15 protein-coding genes are annotated in these 16,203 nt (G+C 65.2%); 4 read left to right on the plus strand and 11 right to left on the minus strand.

Annotation, left to right across the window (positions count from 1 at the left end):
* Positions 1-450 precede the first annotated feature (450 nt).
* Both ACZL02_RS06900 and ACZL02_RS06905 read right to left on the minus strand, forming a co-directional pair.
* The gene (locus ACZL02_RS06900) at positions 451-1,848 is read right to left on the minus strand and encodes a PleD family two-component system response regulator (protein WP_472937858.1); all 1,398 of its coding nucleotides are present in this window, start codon (positions 1,846-1,848) and stop codon (positions 451-453) included.
* A gap of 8 nt (positions 1,849-1,856) precedes the next feature.
* Positions 1,857-2,228 carry a response regulator gene (locus ACZL02_RS06905; protein WP_472937859.1) on the minus strand — a complete coding sequence of 124 codons (372 nt, stop codon included), beginning with the start codon at positions 2,226-2,228 and terminating at the stop codon, positions 1,857-1,859.
* A 128-nt stretch (positions 2,229-2,356) separates the two neighbouring features.
* Here ACZL02_RS06905 and ACZL02_RS06910 point away from each other — a divergent pair, with 128 nt between their 5' ends.
* The 4 genes from ACZL02_RS06910 to ACZL02_RS06925 all read left to right on the plus strand — a co-directional run bounded on the left by ACZL02_RS06910 (position 2,357) and on the right by ACZL02_RS06925 (position 5,168).
* A complete protein-coding gene (locus ACZL02_RS06910) occupies positions 2,357-2,668 on the plus strand; it encodes a DUF3572 domain-containing protein (protein WP_472937860.1) in 312 nt (103 codons plus the stop codon).
* On the plus strand, positions 2,665-3,330 hold the full coding sequence (locus ACZL02_RS06915; RefSeq protein ID WP_472937861.1) for a hypothetical protein: 666 nt from the start codon (positions 2,665-2,667) through the stop codon (positions 3,328-3,330). The genes ACZL02_RS06910 and ACZL02_RS06915 overlap by 4 nt, the downstream gene beginning before the upstream one ends.
* Before the next feature lie 89 nt (positions 3,331-3,419).
* Entirely contained in the window at positions 3,420-3,719 is a 300-nt protein-coding gene (locus ACZL02_RS06920) for a DUF1330 domain-containing protein (RefSeq protein ID WP_472937862.1), read from the plus strand.
* 75 nt (positions 3,720-3,794) lie between these two features.
* Positions 3,795-5,168, plus strand: coding sequence for a DNA polymerase IV (locus ACZL02_RS06925; protein WP_472937863.1), 1,374 nt, complete (start codon positions 3,795-3,797; stop codon positions 5,166-5,168).
* Between the two features lie 30 nt (positions 5,169-5,198).
* Here ACZL02_RS06925 and dnaE read toward each other — a convergent pair whose 3' ends face one another.
* From dnaE to ACZL02_RS06970, 9 genes are all read right to left on the minus strand, one after another.
* A complete protein-coding gene (gene dnaE, locus ACZL02_RS06930; protein ID WP_472937864.1) occupies positions 5,199-8,684 on the minus strand; it encodes a DNA polymerase III subunit alpha in 3,486 nt (1,161 codons plus the stop codon).
* An 87-nt stretch (positions 8,685-8,771) separates the two neighbouring features.
* Positions 8,772-8,960: a hypothetical protein gene (locus ACZL02_RS06935; RefSeq protein WP_472937865.1), complete on the minus strand. Its 189-nt coding sequence runs from the start codon at positions 8,958-8,960 to the stop codon at positions 8,772-8,774.
* 75 nt (positions 8,961-9,035) lie between these two features.
* Positions 9,036-9,746 carry an ABC transporter ATP-binding protein gene (locus tag ACZL02_RS06940; protein ID WP_472937866.1) on the minus strand — a complete coding sequence of 237 codons (711 nt, stop codon included), beginning with the start codon at positions 9,744-9,746 and terminating at the stop codon, positions 9,036-9,038.
* A complete protein-coding gene (locus tag ACZL02_RS06945; RefSeq protein WP_472938149.1) occupies positions 9,743-11,008 on the minus strand; it encodes a lipoprotein-releasing ABC transporter permease subunit in 1,266 nt (421 codons plus the stop codon). Before ACZL02_RS06945 ends, ACZL02_RS06940 begins: the two co-directional genes overlap by 4 nt.
* 38 nt (positions 11,009-11,046) lie before the next feature.
* Complete coding sequence (gene proS / locus ACZL02_RS06950; protein ID WP_472937867.1) at positions 11,047-12,369, minus strand: proline--tRNA ligase; 1,323 nt, start codon at positions 12,367-12,369, stop codon at positions 11,047-11,049.
* A 518-nt stretch (positions 12,370-12,887) separates the two neighbouring features.
* Positions 12,888-13,157 (minus strand): DUF1467 family protein, encoded by a 270-nt coding sequence (locus tag ACZL02_RS06955; protein ID WP_472937868.1) that lies wholly within the window; start codon positions 13,155-13,157, stop codon positions 12,888-12,890.
* A 2-nt stretch (positions 13,158-13,159) separates the two neighbouring features.
* Positions 13,160-13,558 carry a methylmalonyl-CoA epimerase gene (gene mce, locus ACZL02_RS06960; protein WP_472937869.1) on the minus strand — a complete coding sequence of 133 codons (399 nt, stop codon included), beginning with the start codon at positions 13,556-13,558 and terminating at the stop codon, positions 13,160-13,162.
* A gap of 122 nt (positions 13,559-13,680) precedes the next feature.
* A complete protein-coding gene (locus tag ACZL02_RS06965) occupies positions 13,681-15,339 on the minus strand; it encodes a ribonuclease J (RefSeq protein ID WP_472937870.1) in 1,659 nt (552 codons plus the stop codon).
* A 116-nt stretch (positions 15,340-15,455) separates the two neighbouring features.
* Complete coding sequence (locus ACZL02_RS06970; protein WP_472937871.1) at positions 15,456-16,202, minus strand: biotin--[acetyl-CoA-carboxylase] ligase; 747 nt, start codon at positions 16,200-16,202, stop codon at positions 15,456-15,458.
* Between the last annotated feature and the right edge of the window lies 1 nt (position 16,203).

Below are 16,203 nucleotides of genomic sequence, written 5' to 3' on the forward strand. Positions count from 1 at the left end.
TCTTGAGGCTGGGTGGGCTCACCCCATCAGGGAAAGATGCTCCAGCTTCAGTAGGATAGAGCTCCTTTGTACGCCCTTCCGGATGTAAGGCCCTCTAGCGACTGCGGCCGGATCCGCAGTTCGCAGAGCCGGATCTTCGGTGGTCCCCTCTGGCGTTTCCCACCCCCGCGGGCTCACGACACGTCTCTTCCCGCGATGTCGGCGAAGGCATGACGGGAAATGGATGCGGGGTGCCCGGACGGAATCGGGTCGGTCGGCTTCCGGCGACGGTGCGAGGACACCGCCATGGGCCGTAGAAGCCGACCGACCACCCGTTGGAGCCCAGAGGATATGACGAGGCTGAGCCGGCCAAGGGAGAATCAGCCGCGCCGGCCAGAGCCGGCAACGCCTTTTCCGCCACGGAAGGTCACGCGATTCGCAGCGGAAAGCAATCGCTCGGCAATGGTCGAATCAGCAGCTGGTTGACAAACGGCGCTCTTCTTCGGAGCCGAGGTGGATCACGCGGTTGCGACCATTGTGCTTGGCCGCGTAGAGGCCGAGATCGGCCCGCTGCAGGAGGCTCTGCCGGTCGTCGCTCGGCTGGTCGAGGACCGCGATCCCGATGCTGACGGTGACCGTGATCTTCTCCTGCGAGATCTCGAAAGGATGCCCGGCGACGAGCTCCCGCAGTCTTTCGGCGATGGTGAAGGCGACCCGCGCGTCCGCTTCCGGCATGACGATGACGAATTCCTCGCCACCGAAACGGCAGGCGAGATCGCTGGCGCGCAGGCTCTCCTTCAGCCGCCCGGCGAATTGCCGAAGGACGGCGTCGCCGGCGTCATGGCCCCAGCCATCGTTGATCCGCTTGAAGTGATCGATGTCGGCGATCAGCACGGCGAGCGGCTTGCCGTCGGCGCGGGCCCGCGCAATGGCGCTCGGAACATAGGTCTCGAAGAAGCGACGGTTGTTGAGACCGGTCAGCGCGTCGATGGCGGCCATCTCGATCGTCGCCTTCAGCGTCTGCCGCAGCCCCTCGTCGTAGCGCCGCCGCTTGATCTGCGTGCGGACACGGGCGGAAAGCTCGTTCCGGTCGATCGGCCGGACCAGATAATCGTTGGCGCCGAGCTCGAGCGCCTTGGCCGTGCGTGCCTCGTCGGCCGGATCGGTGAGGAGCAGGATCGGGATCTGGCGAAGGTGATCGCTCGACCGGATCTGCGAACAAAGCCGCAGCGGATCGTAGCCGACCGCCGAAAGACTGATGATGAAGATGTCGTAGCTGCCGGTCGCCTCGTCCTTGAGGACCGTCGACGGGTCGGCTACCCCGATGACCTCGTGATCGCTGCGCAGATATTTCCGCACGCGGCCCGCCGTGCCGTCGCTCTCGCCGAACACCAGCACCCGCCCCCCGGATCCGCCATTGGCGATCCGCGCCAGGATGTCCGTCCCGGCCATGAGGTCGACCGTGGTCTCCGCCCGCTCCCGCAGTTCGTCGGTCAGGAGTTTCAGCCGGGTCAGGCTGCGCACGCGGCTGAACAGCTGGAGATCGCGAACAGGCTTGGTCAGGAAGTCGTCCGCGCCGGCCTCGAGCCCCTTCAGGCGGTCGCTGGCCTCGTCGAGCGCGGTGATCATGACGATCGGCAGGTGCTGCGTGCGGGAATTCAGGCGCAAGGCGCGGCAGACGGCATAGCCATCCATGTCCGGCATCATGACATCGAGGAGGACGAGGTCGATCGTCTCGCGGGCGCAGATCGCCAGGGCCTCTGCGCCGCTCGACGCAGTGATCACCTCGAAATACTCGGCGTGAAGCCGCGCCTCCAGCAGCCGAAGGTTAACCTCGATGTCGTCGACGACCAGGATTCGCGCGGTCATGGTTTCTCTCAGGCGTCGCCAAGGAAGGACTTGATGGTCTCGATGAACTTGGTGACCGAGATCGGCTTGGAGATGTACGCCTCGCAGCCGCCTTGCCGGATCCGCTCCTCGTCGCCCTTCATGGCAAAGGCCGTCACGGCGATCACCGGAATCTTCTGCAGCTCGGCATCGGCTTTCAACGTCTTCGTGACGTCCAGGCCGGAGATTTCCGGTAGCTGGATGTCCATCAGGATGAGGTCCGGATGGTGTTGGCGTGCCAGATCGACGGCCGTCAGGCCACTGCGGGTCTGGACGGTCCGGTAGCCATGGGCCTCGATCAGGTCGCGGAAAAGCTTCATGTTCAGTTCGTTGTCTTCAACGATCATCACGGTCTTTGGCATCCGCGACACTCCACTTTGCAAAAATGCAGCCTGTTCGCCGATGTTTCAGCGCCAGGTTCATCGAGACCTATCGCAATTTGATTTAAGAATTGGGAATCGGATCATGGGCAGGCTGAAGGACCGGGTGAATGTTGAAGACTGATCGAGGCCAAGCCGCACAGCCCGGCCCGGAAGCCGCGCTGGCGATCGGGGTGCAGGCGCTGGAGTTCCTGGCGGGCGACCCGGTGCACCTGCATCGTTTCCTCGATCTCTCCGGTCTCGACGTTGGCCAGCTGCGGGAAGCGGCGGCCCAGCCGGCATTCTTCGCCGGCCTCCTCGATTTCCTGCTGGCGCACGAGCCGACGCTCCTCGCTTTCGCAACGCACGCCGACCTGTCTCCCGCCGCGGTGATGGCCGCGCGACAAACCCTCAGCCAGTCCTTCGGCACGGCCGCGCCATGAGCCGGGGGCTTGTCACGGCGGGACCCGCCATCGCGGATCTCAGCGTCAGCCGGTCCGATCTGATCGTTCTCGATATCGATGAGGTGGTCCTGCACTTCATCTCTCCTTTCTGCGACCTCCTGGAAGAGTTCGGCGCCCGGCTCCACGTCGACAGCTTCCGGCTGACCGGCAACGTGCGCTCCGTCTCGACCGGTGCGGCCATCAGCGGCAGTGAACTGGATAAGGTCACCGTTCGGCTCTACGAGGAACAGGAAGTTCGACAGCTGCCTGTGCAAGGCGTCCAGGCAGCGCTCGCGCGCCTGTTCGAGCGAGCCGACATCGTGTTCCTGACCGCGATGACGCCTGCCTACTACCCCCAGCGTCGGCGACTGCTGGACGCTGCCGGCCTCGGCTATCCGATGATCGCCACCGAACGCGCCAAGGGCGGCGTGCTGGCGGAGCTGGCCGCGCGCTGGCCTGGAACGATCGTCTTCGCCGACGATCTGCCGCCCAATCTCGTCTCCGCCGGGCGCAGCCTGCCCCGCGCCCGGCTGATCCACCTGATGGCCAACGAGGTTTTTCGCCCGCATCTCCCGCCGCTTCCCGAGGGCGCGCTGAGTGCCGCCGACTGGAACGAGGCAGAGGCCCTCATCGAGAGCCTGCTCGCGGGCAAGGCACGCTGACGACGGGCTCTTGCGCTCGCCCTCCCGCCTGCCTCCGCTAGATCAAGGCGCGGGCCGGAAACCGGCCCTCGATCCAAGGGAGTGACGACATGACCGCTTACATCGTTCTGACCCGCGAACGCATGCACGATACCGCCGAGTTTGCGCGCTACGGCGAGATGGCGGGCGCCGCGATGGAAGGGCACGCGATCACGCCCCTCGCCTTCTACGGATCCTTCGAGGTGCTCGAGGGAGATCCGATCGAGGGCAGCGTCATCCTCAGCTTCCCCGACAGGGCGGCGGCCGAGGCATGGTACCACAGCCCCGCCTATCAGGCGGCCATGCAGCACCGGCTGAAAGCTGCGGACTATCGCGTCTTCATCATCGAAGGCGTTGATGTGGAAGACTAATCTTTCACCGTTGGTGCACAGTGCACCGACAAGTCGGTGCTTGCGGACGGCTATCGGCGGGGAATAAACTCCGCCATGGCCACCAGCGAGTCCCCCCACCCCGCCGCGATCCCGGCCTTCTGCCGCGATTGCCTGGCTGTCCAGCGGGGCGGCGGACGGCGTTGCGAGGCGTGCGGCAGCCCTAGGGTCGCCCGCCATGCCGAACTCTTCGACCTCTCCATCGCTCATCTCGACTGCGACGCCTTCTATGCCGCCGTCGAGAAGCGAGACCGTCCGGACCTTGCCGACAAGCCGGTGATAATCGGCGGCGGCCGACGCGGCGTGGTGACAACCGCCTGCTATATCGCCCGCATCACCGGCGTGCGATCCGCGATGCCGATGTTCCAGGCGCTGAAGCTCTGCCCGGAAGCCGTCATCATCAAGCCGGACATGGCGAAATATGCAGAGGTCGGCCGCGAGGTGCGCGAGCGCATGCGGTCGATCACGCCGCTGGTCGAACCGCTGTCGATCGACGAAGCCTTCATGGATCTAAACGGGACGGCCCGCCTGCACGGCCGCCCGCCGGCTTTAACGCTCGCTCGCCTCGCCGCCGAGATCCAGCGGGACCTGCGGATCACCGTCTCCATCGGCCTGTCGCACAACAAGTTCCTCGCGAAGATCGCCTCCGACCTCGACAAGCCGCGGGGCTTTTCGGTGATCGGCCGGGCCGAGACGCTCGCCTTTCTCCATGACAAGCCGATCTCGATGATCTGGGGCGTCGGCGCATCGACCGATGCGACGCTGGCGCGCGACAATCTGCGCACCATCGGGCAGGTGCAGGCCATGGAGGAAAGCGTCCTGATGCGCCGCTATGGCGTCATGGGCCAGCGTCTCGCACGCCTCTCCCGCGGGATCGACCCCCGGGCCGTCAATCCGGTCGGCGAGATGAAGAGCATCTCGGCCGAAACCACATTCAACGAGGATCTTTCACGCCGCGAGGATCTGATCCCGATCCTGCGCAGCCTCAGCGAAAAGGTCGCACGGCGACTGAAGGCGACCGACATGGCGGCACAGACGATCGTTCTGAAGCTGAAGACGGCGGACTTCAAGACGCGCACACGCAGCCGCAAGCTTGCCGACCCGACACGTCTGGCGGACCGGATTTTCGAGGCCGGACGACAGTTGATCGACCGGGAACTCGACGGCACCCGCTTCCGCCTGATCGGCATCGGCTGCAACGACTTTGCCGATGCGGCCCTCGCCGATCCCGCCGACCTCGTCGATCCGCTGGCGGAAAAGCGCGCAAAGGCCGAAGGCGCCTTCGATCGCCTCCGTGCCAAGTTCGGCCTCGCGGCGATCGAGACCGGCTATACGTTCAGGGCCAAGCCTGTCGATGCGCCGGAGACGTCGCTGCGGGTTCTCGAGGACGAAAAGGGCCAGTCCGAACAAAGGCCGCCGGCCAAGCGCTGAGAGATTGAGTCCACAGCCTCAGATTTTGATTCAGGCAAGCTCGACGTCGAGAACGCCGGGCGCCGCCTTGATCGCACTCGCCATCTGCGGCGAGACCCGGTAGCGGCCGGGCAGTGCGATTTCGATCTCCCGCTCGCCGCCGGCCCTGATCAGCACCACCGATACCTCCGAATCGCCGCCCGCCTGCAACTGGCTTCGGAACGCCTTCATCGGCCCGGCATCGCGCATGAAGACCCGCAGTGACTTCTGCATGCGGACCGCCTCGTCCTCCAGCGACTGGACGCTCTGCGCCCGCAGCGAAATGCCTTCCGGCCTCTCCTCGGCACCGACCATCAGGATCACCGACGCGCCAGGCTCGAGGAAGTCGCGAAACTGCACGAGCGCCTCGGTGAACAGCACGACTTCGTACTGGCCGCTCGGATCCGACAAGGCGACGATGCCGATCTTGCCGCCGCTCTTGGTCTTGCGCTCCTGCCGCGAGGTGACGGTACCGGCGAGCTTGCCGGCGGCCGCGCCGCGCCGCACGCTCGCGACGACCTCCGCATGGGTCTGCACCCTCAGCCGCTTCAGCGTCTCCTTGTACTCGTCGAGCGGATGGGCGGAGAGATAGAATCCAATCGCCTGGAACTCGCGCATCAGCTTCTCGGTCGACGTCCACAAGGCCGTATCGTTCAACCGCAGCCGCTCGGGATCGCCGCCCGCCGCCGTGCCGAACATGTCGTTCTGTCCCGAAATCCGCGCCTCATGCAGGCGCAACGCGTAGCCGGCGAGCAGTTCCAGATTGGCCGTCAGCCGCGCCCGATCGTGCCCGAAAAGATCGAGCGCACCGGCGGCGACGAGACTTTCCAGCGTCCGCTTGTTGACGACCTTCGGGTCGATCCGCGCGCAGAAATCCTCGAGGCTCTTGTAGGGCCCGCCTTGCTTGCGGCGTTCGACGATATGCTCGACTGCCTGCTCGCCGACGCCCTTGATGGCGGCGAGCGAGTAGAAGATGCGGCCGTCCTCGACCTCGAAGGCCTTGTGCGAGGTCTGGACCGATGGCGGCACGACCTCGATGCCAAGGCGCATGGCGTCCAGCCGAAAATCGTTCAGCTTCTCGGTATTGCCGATATCGAGCGTCATCGACGCCGCCAGGAACTCGGTCGCATAGTTGGCCTTCAGGTAGGCCGTCTGGTAGGCGACCAGCGCATAGGCGGCGGCATGGCTCTTGTTGAAGCCGTAATCCGCAAACTTCGCCAGAAGGTCGAAGATCATGTTCGACTGCGGCTTGGTCAGCCCGTTCTTGACTGCGCCCTCGACGAAACGCACCCGCTGCTGATCCATCTCGGCACGGATCTTCTTGCCCATCGCGCGGCGCAGGAGATCGGCCTCGCCGAGCGAGTAGCCGGACAGGATCTGCGCGATCTGCATCACCTGTTCCTGGTAGATGATGACGCCCTGAGTCTCCTTCAGCACCACCTCGATCAGCGGGTGGATGTAGTCGGCCTCCTCCTCGCCGTGCTTGCGGGCGTTGTAGGTTGGGATGTTCTCCATCGGGCCCGGCCGATACAGCGCGACCAGCGCGATGATGTCCTCGAACTGGTCGGGCCGCATGCCGATCAGCGCCTTGCGCATGCCGACCGATTCCACTTGGAACACGCCGACGGTCTCTCCACGCGTCAGCATGTCGAAGGTCAGCTTGTCGTCGAGCGGCAGGCTGCCGAGATCGATGGCGACGTCGCGCCGCGCGATCAGGTCGACCGCCGTCTTCAGCGTGGTCAGCGTCTTCAGGCCGAGGAAGTCGAACTTCACCAGGCCGGCCTGCTCGACCCATTTCATGTTGTACTGCGTCACCGGCATGTCGGACCGCGGATCGCGGTACATCGGGACGAGCTTCGACAGGGGACGATCGCCGATGACGATGCCGGCGGCATGCGTCGAGGCGTGGCGGTAGAGACCTTCGAGCTTCAGGGCGATGGTGATCAGCCGGTCGACGATCTCCTCCTTCTCGCGCTCCTCCTGCAGCCGGGGTTCCTCGATCAGCGCCTGTGCCAGCGTGACCGGGTTGGCCGGATTGGCCGGCACCATCTTGCAGAGCTTGTCGACGTGGCCGTACGACATCTCGAGCACGCGGCCGACGTCGCGCAGGCAAGCGCGGGCCTGCAGCGTTCCGAAAGTGATGATCTGCCCGACCTGCTCGCGGCCGTATTTGTCCTGGACGTAGCGGATCACCTCGCCGCGCCGATCCTGGCAGAAGTCGATGTCGAAGTCGGGCATCGAGACGCGGTCGGGGTTCAGGAAGCGCTCGAAGAGCAGCGAGAAGCGCAGCGGATCGAGATCGGTGATGGTCAGCGAATAGGCAACGAGCGAGCCCGCGCCCGAGCCACGGCCGGGTCCGACGGGAATGCCCTGCACCTTTGCCCATTTGATGAAGTCGGCGACGATCAGGAAGTAGCCGGGAAACTTCATCCGCTCGATGACGCCGAGCTCGAAGGCAAGCCGGTCGCGGTACACTTCGGCGGTCTGCCCGGGACAAGGGCCATGCGCGGCAAGCCGCGCCTCCAGCCCCTCCTCGGCCTGGCGGCGCAGTTCCAGGATCTCGGCCTCTTCGGCCTCCGCCGCGTCGACGTCGGCGCCGGCAAAGCGCGGCAGGATCGGCTTGCGGGTCCGCGGCCGGAACGAGCAGCGACGGGCGATCTCGAGGGTATTCTCGAGCGCTTCCGGCAGGTCGGCGAACAGGACCGCCATCTCCGCCTGGCTTTTCAGGCAGTGATCGCGCGTCATCCGGCGGCGATCCTCGTGGCTGACCAGCCGGTTGCTCGCCACCGCCATCAGCGCGTCATGCGCTTCGAAGTCCTCGGGCGTGGCGAAATATGGCTCATTGGTCGCCACCAGCGGCAATTCAAGATCGTAGGCGAGCGCCACCATCTCGCTCTCGATGCGGCGGCCGCGACCGGCATGGCGCTGAAGCTCGACGTAGAGGTTGCCCGGATAGATCGCGGAGAGGCTTTCCAGCCGTTCACGCGCCACTTGCCCCCGGCCAGCCTGGATCGCCGCGCCCACCGGCCCGAGAGATCCGCCGGTGAGGACGATCAGCCCCTCCGCCCGCGCCTGCAGCCAGTCGAGGCGAATGTGCGGGCGCACATTTCCGTCGTGTTCGAGGTAGGCGAGCGAGACCAGTTCGACGAGGTTCTCGTAGCCGCGCTCCGTGGCTGCGATGAAGACCATGGCCGCATGAGCCGCAAGCGTTGCCCGCTCGCGGTGCGAATTTCCAGCTTCCGGGTCGGCGTCGGCGAAGTCCACGTCGAGCTGACAGCCGACGATCGGCTGAATTCCCGCCTTGGCCGCCTTCTCGGAAAATTCGAGCGCCCCGAAAAGGTTGTTGGTATCGGCGATACCGACGGCGGGCATGCCATCGGCCTTGGCGTATTTGACGATCTGCTCGATCCGCAGGGCGCCTTCCAGCAAGGAGAAGGCGCTGTGGCTGCGCAGGTGGACGAATTTGAGGGTCGATGGTCCGCTGGTGTTCTCGCCCATGTTCTTCTCCCGGTCCGTCGGTCGGCACCTTCGTCTCCCCGCACCGGCCTGTCGAGGGCGATGCGGGGCCTATCAACAGACGAAGGATCAGATCGAATTGAGGATCAGGGAGAAGCTGGCGATGAACAGGGCGATGGCGGCAAGCGAGGCGAGGTCTTTGGCGAAAAGCAGCATCGGAGTGTTCCCTACTTGTTCTATGTTCTCTTTTTGTTCCTTTATGCGCGCTGAGTCAAGCGGCGTCGGTCCGACCGGCTGCTGCGGGGCCTGGACTTGCAAGACATGGTTAAGGCCGCGACGACGCGTCCGTTGGATTTGGCCAGCGGGCGCTTCATCACGGCCGTAATCAGGGAGCTAGAACCGGTGGGCGTCGTCGAGAACGAAGGGCACGATCTTGCCGCCCTCAAGGGTGATCGCCCGGTCCATGCGGGCGGCCAGCATGTGGTTGTGGGTGGCGATGAGGGCCGCAACCCCCGACTGGCGAACGAGCGCCGTCAGCGCGTCGAAGACGTAGCCGGCAGTGGTCGGGTCGAGATTGCCGGTCGGCTCGTCGGCCAGCAGGACATAGGGGCTGTTGGCAACCGCACGGGCGATGGCGACGCGCTGCTGCTCGCCGCCGGACATCTCGGCCGGACGGTGGCTGGCCCGCGCGCCGACGCGCATGTAGTCGAGCAACTGCTGCGCCCGCTCGGCCGCTTCCTTGTGCCCGAGGCCGCAGATCAACTGCGGCAGCATCACGTTCTCCAGCGCCGAGAACTCCGGCAGGAGATGGTGGAACTGGTAGACGAAGCCGATCGACTGGCGCCGCATCTGGGTGCGGCGCTGGTCGCCGAGGCTGCCACAGGCCTCCCCGTTGATGAAGACCTCGCCCTCTGTCGGCCGCTCGAGCAGGCCGGCAATGTGCAGCAGCGTCGACTTGCCGGCGCCGGATGGCGCGACGAGCGCCACCATCTCGCCCGGCTGGATCTCGAAGTCGGCGGCGTCGAGGATGACGAGCTTCTCTTCGCCCTGGGCGTAGTGGCGGCTCACCTTGTCGAGGCGGAGGGAATGCGGCTGTTCGGTCATTCGTAGCGCAGTGCCTCGACGGGATCGAGTGTCGACGCCTTCCAGGATGGGAAGATCGTCGCAAGGAAAGAGAGCCCGAGCGCCATGGCGGTGACCAGCACCACCTCGCTGACGTCGATCTCCGCCGGCAAGCGGCTGAGGAAGTAGAACTCCGGATCGAACAGGCTGCGGCCCGAAACCCAGGAGAAGAACTGCCGGATGTTCTCGATGTTCAGGCAGAACACCACGCCGAGAAACAGGCCGGCGAGCGTTCCGGACACGCCGATCGATGCGCCGGTGATGAAGAACACCCGCATCACCGAGCCCCGCGTCGCCCCCATGGTGCGCAAAATAGCGATGTCTCGGCCCTTGTCCTTCACCAGCATGAAGAGGCCGGAGATGATGTTGAGCGCCGCCACCAGCACGATCAGCGTCAGGATGATGAACATGACGTTGCGCTCGACCTGCAGGGCCGAGAAGAAGGACTGGTTGTCCTGCTGCCAAGTGGTCGTGTAGTTCGGCCGCCCGGCCGCCTGCTCTACCGGCCCTTGCAGGTTGCGCACGTCGTCCGGGTCGGCGGCAAAGATCTCGATCGACTGCGCCTGTCCCTCGGCGTTGAAGAACAGCTGCGACTCTGGGAACGGCATGTAGACATAGGCGGCATCGAAATCGGACAGGCCGATCTCGAAGATCGCCACTACCGGATAGGCCTTGACGCGCGGCACGGTGCCGAGCGGCGTCGTGTCGCCGTCGGGCGAGATCAAGGTGATGCTGTCGCCGAGGTTCAGCCCGAGCGTCTGCGCGAGACGGCTGCCGATGGCGACGCCGCCGCTGGCGTCGAAATTGCCGATGGTGCCGAGAATGACGTTGTTCGCCACCGGCCCGAGCTTCATCAGATCGTCACCGCGGACGCCCTTAACCAGCGCGAAGGACCGCGCCGCCCCGCTGCCGCTGACCAGCGCCTGGCCTTGCACCAGCGGCATGGCGTTGGTGACGCCCGGCACCTTGGCGATGCGGTCGGTCACCTCGGCGAAGTCGTTGAGCGGCGTGTCGATCGGCCGCATGATGACGTGGCCGTTGACGCCGAGAATGCGGGTCAGCAACTCCGTGCGAAACCCGTTCATCACCGACATCACGATGATCAGCGCGGCGACACCGAGGAGGATGCCGATGAAAGAGAAGCCGGCGATGACGGAGACGCCGGCATCCTTGCGCCGCGAGCGGAGATAGCGTCCGGCGATCATCCATTCGAACCGGGCGAAAGGTTTCGTCGCCCCGATCATCGGCGTCGGCCCCTTCACCTCGGTCTCCGCCACGGCGCTCACGCGGCGATACGGGCGAGGACGTCGGCAAGCGGCAAGGCGAAGCGCTCCCCGGTGGCGCGGATCTTGATCTCCGCCTCGCCGGCCTTGGCACCGCGCGGGCCGACGATCACCTGGATCGGCAGACCGATGAGGTCCATCGTCGCGAACTTCGCGCCGGCCCGTGTGTCCTCGTCGTCGAGGAGGACGTCGTAACCGGCCGCGCCGAGATCGCGGTAGAGATCCTCGCAGGCCTTGTCGCAGTCGGCGTCGCCCGGCTTCATGTTGATCACGCCGACATCGAAAGGCGCGACGCCCTTCGGCCAGATGATGCCGGCCTCGTCATGGCTGGCCTCGATGATCGCGGCGACCAGACGGCTCGGGCCGATGCCGTAGGAGCCCATGAACACCGGGGTGTCCTTGCCGTCCGGGCCGGTCACCAGCGCCTTCATCGGCTCGGAATACTTGGTGCCGAAGTGGAAGATGTGGCCGACTTCGATTCCGCGCGCCTCGACGCGGTCCGCCTCCGGAACGGCCTCGAAGGCCGCGGCGTCGTGCATGTCCTCGGTCGCGGCATAGGGCGTCGTCCAGGCCTCGACGACTGCGGCAAGCCCGGCGGCATCGTCGAAGTCCACCCCGTCGCCGGGCGGGGCCAGGTCGAGATAGTCGCGGTGCAGAAACACGCCGCTCTCGCCGGTCGCGGCGAGGATCAGGAACTCGTGGCTGAGCTCGCCGCCGATCGGGCCGGTATCGGCGCGCATCGGGATCGCCTTGACGCCCAGCCGCTCGAAGGTGCGCAGATACGCGACGAACATGCGGTCGTAGGCGGTCTTCGCCTTGTCGTAGTCGACGTCGAACGAATAGGCGTCCTTCATCAGGAACTCGCGTCCGCGCATCACGCCGAAGCGCGGCCGCACCTCGTCACGGAACTTCCACTGGATGTGGTAGAGGTTGAGCGGCAGGTCCTTGTAGGAGCGCACGTACGAGCGGAAGATGTCGGTGATCATCTCCTCGTTCGTCGGACCGTAGAGCAGATCCTTCTTCTGCCGGTCCTCGATCCGCAGCATCTCCTTGCCATAGTCGTCGTAGCGACCGCTCTCGCGCCAGAGATCGGCCGACTGGATCGTCGGCATCAGCATCTCGACGGCACCCGAGCGGTCCTGTTCCTCGCGGACGATCTGGCAGATCTTGTCGAGCACGCGCTTGCCGAGCGGCAGCCAGGAGTAGATGCCCGCCGTCTGCTGGCGGATCATTCCGGCGCGCAGCATCAACCGGTGCGAGACGATCTCGGCCTCTTTCGGGGTTTCCTTGAGGATCGGCAGGAAGTAACGCGACATGCGCATGCTGGGACCGCACTTTCCGAGTGTGACGAGGACTGCCTCGTGCTGCCACGATGGGGCTGGAACAAGGCGACCGAGGAAAACTTCTGGATGTCAGACGATGACTGCCGGAATCAGCATCCACCTTCGCCCCGACCACCCTCTTCTTCAACCGGTTCTTAACCCGCCACTGCCCGCTTGAAAAGCCACGGCGACCTTGCCCAAGGAAGAGGCGCGAGAAGCTTAATCAGACGCCAGCTTTGTATATCGACCGTCATAAAACTGAAATTTATCGTGACAAGCGCTTTTTAGGCCGCTAACGTCAGGGCATAAACAGGACGTCGGAAAGACGCTCTAAACACGGTCTAGTCTCGGGAGGACGTGGTTTTCGGCGCAACGTCAGTTCGCGCCCCGGCCGAAGTAGCCGGTAGAAAATCCGGACCGTCATTTCAGGAAATGCAGGGCTCACGCTCTGCATTTTTTTTGTGCTTATTTTAATGAACCGCAAGGCGCGGTCGTGCGCACGCCACCCCGGCCCGGCCTTACCCGGCCCCGGGCAGGAAGTTTGGAAAGCTCGCAGGACCGACGCCGAGAATTTCGGTCACCCAGTAGAACAGCGCAAACACCAGCAGAGATACCGCCGACGTCCACAGCGCAGTCCGCGCGAAGCTGAAATGAGTCGGTGCGCTCGCCGGCGTACCATCGACGATCTGGTTGTCATCTGCCTGCGAGCGCAGACCGATCGGAAGAATGGCGAACAGCACTGTCCACCAGATGATGAAGTAGATCGCCAATCCGGTCGGCCAGCCCATTCTCAGATCTCCTCGAGTTCGATCAGCGTTCCCAGCATATCGGCGGGATGGACGAAGATCACCGGTCGGCCATGGGCACCGATCTTCGGTTCCCCAAGTACCCTGGCACCCTCGGCCAGCAACATGTCGCGCGCCCGCACCAGATCGTCCACCTCATAGCAGACGTGGTGCATCCCGCCGCGCGGATTCTTCGCGAGGAACGCCGTGATCAGCGACGCGTCGCCAAGCGGCTCCATCAGCTCGATCCGGCTGTTGACGAGGTCGACGAAGGCAACGGTCACGCCATGCTCCGGCAAGGACTGCGGCTCCGTGACGCTGGCGCCGAGCGCATCGCGGTAGCGGGCGATGGCGGCCGAGAGGTCCGGCACGGCCAAGGCCACGTGGTTCAGCCTGCCCAGCATCGCGTCTTCCCCCTCGCCCCAGTCACCCCCGCTGTGACGCGAGGACGATTGCAGCACCTTGCCGACAGCAAGATGCCCGGACACTGCGCCCGGGCACCCATCATTTCAAAGATTGCCGGCTTTTACGACTGCGTCACGAAAACCGTGACGATCGGCTTCTTGCCCCAGTGCGAATAGGCCGCCGAACGCGTGGCCCGTCGCGCCGATTCGCGCACCAGCTCCAGGTCCTTGCGACGGCCGCGCGGAATGCTGCCGATCGCCTCGGCGACCGCATCGATCAGCAACTCCTCGAGCTCCTCGCCGGCGACGTCGAACTTCGGCAGGCCGAGGCAGACGACGTCGGGATCGTTGCGCAGTTCCAGCTTGCTGGTCAGCTCGATCAGCACCGTGACGTGGCCGACCTGGGCCACGCGGCGGCGCTCGCCGATGCCCATCTCCTCGATCGAGCCGATCAGGTTGCCGTCCTTGTAGATCCGGCCGACCGGCACTTCGTCAATCACCTCGGCCCGGCCCGGCGCGAGCCGGACCATCTTGCCGTTGCGGATCGACACGACCTCGGGAACGCCGAGGCTGCGCGCGAGCTCGGCATGCGCCGAGAGATGCGCGGCTTCACCATGCGCCGGCACGGCGATCTTCGGCTTCACCCATTCGTACATCTGGCGCAGTTCGTTGCGGCGTGGATGGCCGGAAACATGGACCAGCTTGTCGCTGTCCTCGACGATGAGGATGCCGCGGTCGATCAGCGCGTTCTTGATCTCCAGAATGCCCCGCTCGTTGCCGGGAATGGCACGCGAGGAGAACACCACCGTATCGCCCTTGGAGAGCGCGACGGACGGATGCTCGTCGCGCGACAGACGGGCCAGTGCCGCGCGGGCCTCGCCTTGGCTGCCGGTGAGGATGATCACGGCCTTCTCGCGCGGGATGTAGCCGAAATCCTGCTCGCCGAGGAAGTCCGGCAGGCCTTCTAGATAGCCGAGTTCGCCGGCAACGTCGGCAACGCGCTTCATCGAGCGGCCGAGCAGCAGCACCTGGCGGCCAGCTTCGGTCGCGGCGGTCGAGATCGAGCGGATGCGGCCGACGTTCGACGAGAACGTCGTCACCGCGACACGGCCGCTAGCCTCCTGGATCACCTCGCGCAGCGACTTGACGACGTCCTTCTCGCTCGGCGAGACACCTTCGCGCATCGCGTTGGTGGAGTCGCAGATAAGGGCGAGCACGCCCTCCTCGCCGATCTCGCGCAGCCGCTTCTCATCGGTCGGCTTGCCGAGCGAAGGCGTCGCGTCGATCTTCCAGTCGCCGGTGTGGACGACGGTGCCGAGCGGCGTGCGGATGGCGAGCGCCACCGGCTCGGGGATCGAGTGCGTGACGTTCACCGCCTCGATGTCGAACGGGCCGACCTTGAAGCGATCGCCGGCATTGAAGATCGTCACCGGGATCTTCGCCGCTCCCGCCTCGCCCTCGCGCTTGGCCGAGAGCAGCGCCGCGGTGAACGGCGTCGCGTAGACCGGCACCTTCAGCATCGGCCAGAGGTCCATCAGCGCGCCGTAGTGATCCTCGTGCGCGTGCGTGATGACGATGCCCTTCAGGGCGCCGCGCTGCTCCTGGATGAAGCGGATGTCGGGGAACACCAGGTCGACGCCCGGGAGGTCCGGTCCGGCGAAGGAGACGCCGCAATCGACGATGATCCATTCGCGGTCATGTTCGGGGCCATAGCCGTAGCAAGCGAAATTCATACCGATTTCGCCAATGCCGCCGAGCGGCACAAATACCAGTTCTGTCAATATCTTGTCACTTCATCTTCGTAAGGCGATTCCGCCGTTTCAGTGGGGTCGTTCATATCGTGGGCGCCAGGCGCCAATGGTTGTCCGGACCGAAGTTGCAGATTGCTCGCACTCGTTCAGCCCAGCAGAAAAACATCGCCTGCCGATACCAGCCGGCGGTTGCCGTCAGCCTCGTCCAGCACCAGCCGACCGGTGGGATCGAGATCGGCAAAGATCCCGGCGACCGACTGGTCCGGCAGGTTGACGGTGCAGGGTCCGCCGATTCCGGCGGCATGGGAGATCCACGCTTGCCGGACGGCAGCAAAATTCGAGCCGCGTCGCCAGAGGGCGATGGCATCCTCGACACCCGTCGCGACCGCGCCAAATACGTCGGCCACCTCGGCCTCCATCCCCTCGCGCCGCAATCCGGTGACAGGATAAGGTGTTCCTTCCGGAACGTTCGCGACGTTCACACCGCAGCCGATCACCGTCGCAAGCCGCCCGTCGGAAAGGCGCTCACTCTCGACCAGAATGCCGGCAGTCTTCTTTCCCTCGATCAGGATATCATTCGGCCATTTGATCCGGATGTCCCGGCGTTCTCCGCCATTCAGCGATGCGAGACCGTTTCGGACACCCAACGCCGCGACCAGCGGCAGGTTGGAGACATGCTCCATCGCAGCCGGATCGATCAGCAGTAGGCTGGTATATAGATTACCCCGCTCGGAAACCCAAGGGCGCGCCCGCCTGCCCTTTCCGGCAGACTGGCGTTCGGCGGTAACCCACAGCGGACCCGGATCCCCAGACCGTGCCGCCTCGAGGGCGATGACGTTAGTCGATCCGACCTCGTCGAGAGCCAGGCGCCGTCGAAGGGGCCGGTGGGCCAAG

This window comes from Mesocryomonas fontinalis, assembly GCF_055730125.2.

Excerpts from the sequence above, each read along its gene's own strand:
- ACZL02_RS06900 (WP_472937858.1), bottom strand. The coding sequence starts at position 1,848 with ATGACCGCGCGAATCCTGGTCGTCGACGACATCGAGGTTAACCTTCGG.
- ACZL02_RS06905 (WP_472937859.1), bottom strand. The coding sequence starts at position 2,228 with ATGCCAAAGACCGTGATGATCGTTGAAGACAACGAACTGAACATGAAG.
- ACZL02_RS06910 (WP_472937860.1), top strand. The coding sequence starts at position 2,357 with ATGTTGAAGACTGATCGAGGCCAAGCCGCACAGCCCGGCCCGGAAGCC.
- ACZL02_RS06915 (WP_472937861.1), top strand. The coding sequence starts at position 2,665 with ATGAGCCGGGGGCTTGTCACGGCGGGACCCGCCATCGCGGATCTCAGC.
- ACZL02_RS06920 (WP_472937862.1), top strand. The coding sequence starts at position 3,420 with ATGACCGCTTACATCGTTCTGACCCGCGAACGCATGCACGATACCGCC.
- ACZL02_RS06925 (WP_472937863.1), top strand. The coding sequence starts at position 3,795 with ATGGCCACCAGCGAGTCCCCCCACCCCGCCGCGATCCCGGCCTTCTGC.
- dnaE (WP_472937864.1), bottom strand. The coding sequence starts at position 8,684 with ATGGGCGAGAACACCAGCGGACCATCGACCCTCAAATTCGTCCACCTG.
- ACZL02_RS06940 (WP_472937866.1), bottom strand. The coding sequence starts at position 9,746 with ATGACCGAACAGCCGCATTCCCTCCGCCTCGACAAGGTGAGCCGCCAC.
- ACZL02_RS06945 (WP_472938149.1), bottom strand. The coding sequence starts at position 11,008 with ATGATCGGGGCGACGAAACCTTTCGCCCGGTTCGAATGGATGATCGCC.
- proS (WP_472937867.1), bottom strand. The coding sequence starts at position 12,369 with ATGCGCATGTCGCGTTACTTCCTGCCGATCCTCAAGGAAACCCCGAAA.
- ACZL02_RS06955 (WP_472937868.1), bottom strand. The coding sequence starts at position 13,157 with ATGGGCTGGCCGACCGGATTGGCGATCTACTTCATCATCTGGTGGACA.
- mce (WP_472937869.1), bottom strand. The coding sequence starts at position 13,558 with ATGCTGGGCAGGCTGAACCACGTGGCCTTGGCCGTGCCGGACCTCTCG.